1 protein-coding gene and 1 pseudogene are annotated in these 1,270 nt (G+C 37.5%); both read left to right on the top strand.

The window, feature by feature from the left end:
• Positions 1-564 (top strand): flagellin (locus tag GQR38_RS19895; protein ID WP_277344170.1); only part of this gene is annotated, 564 nt, incomplete at its 5' end.
• 305 nt (positions 565-869) lie between these two features.
• Positions 870-1,270 (top strand): annotated as a pseudogene (locus GQR38_RS19890) (flagellin); the annotation flags it as partial.

Genomic DNA, 1,270 nt, shown 5'->3' with positions numbered 1-1,270 from the left:
GCATCTGACCTTGGTAAAGCTGGGATAAACGCAACGTATGACGCTGATGCTGGTAGCATATTAATTGAAGAAACTGACGTAGCAGGCGTATTACTGGTTGGTGATGGTGCAAGTACTGCTGCATTAAACGGTACAGTTGGTAGTGCAACCGGTGCTGTAGTGGATTCTCAGGTTAATCTGACGTCATCAGATAAGTTTACTGTTGGTGCGTCGGCTGAGATAGCAACCGTAGGTAACTCTACATTAGATCAGGTTGCAGAGATAGACATTAAAACAGCTTTAGGTGCACAAAACTCAATTACTGTGATAGATGCTGCATTAGCAAATATTGATGAAAATCGTGCTGATTTGGGTGCTGCTCAAAATCGTTTTGGCCATACAATTAGTAATTTAGCAAATATTGCGGAGAATGTTTCTGCATCACGTAGTCGTATTCAAGATACAGATTTTGCAACTGAAACAGCACAGATGACAAAAAACCAAATATTACAACAAGCGGGTACGTCTATACTTTCGCAAGCGAATCAAATTCCACAAGCAGCAATTAGTTTATTAGGTGGCTAATTATTGGTTTAATGTATAACTGGCTACATAAACGCACTTTAAATTAAGTGCGTTTTTTGTTTTTAGGTGGTTAAAATCACTAAAAGCATAATATTTAAATTGTATTTTAAACTCATTTAAAATAACTAATCTTTTAAAACAGTCGGTTAGGTTTTTTTAAACAGATAAACTAATTTATTTCTAAAATACTTCTAAAGATAATTTACCTCCTGCCGTTAACTTAATCAGTACGGAGCTGAGCATACAATTGTGACAGCTCTTGGTTAAATTAAAATAGCAACATTACGAAAGTAATCAGGAGTTTTATTATGATTTCAGTAAACACAAATGTATCTTCACTAAATGCTCAACGTAACCTATCTCAATCAGGTTCTGACTTAGCTACTTCTATGGAACGTCTATCATCGGGTATGCGTATTAATAGCGCAAAAGATGATGCGGCCGGTCTTCAAATATCAAACCGTTTAACATCACAAGTAAATGGCTTAGCGGTAGCGCAACGTAATGCTAACGATGGTATCTCAATGGCACAGACTGCTGAAGGTGCGATGCAAGAATCGACCAGTATTTTACAACGTATGCGTGAATTAGCACTGCAATCATCGAATGGCTCTAACTCTACTGAAGACAGAGAATCACTTCAAAAAGAAGTATCTGCATTGCAAACAGAGTTAACCCGTATAGCTGAAACAACCTCGTTTGGTGG

This window comes from Pseudoalteromonas sp. c7(2019), from assembly GCF_011378625.1.
Taxonomy (GTDB): domain Bacteria; phylum Pseudomonadota; class Gammaproteobacteria; order Enterobacterales; family Alteromonadaceae; genus Pseudoalteromonas; species Pseudoalteromonas arctica.
The sequence above is the reverse complement of the archived record's forward strand: the minus strand, read 5'-3'. Positions and strand labels throughout refer to the sequence as shown.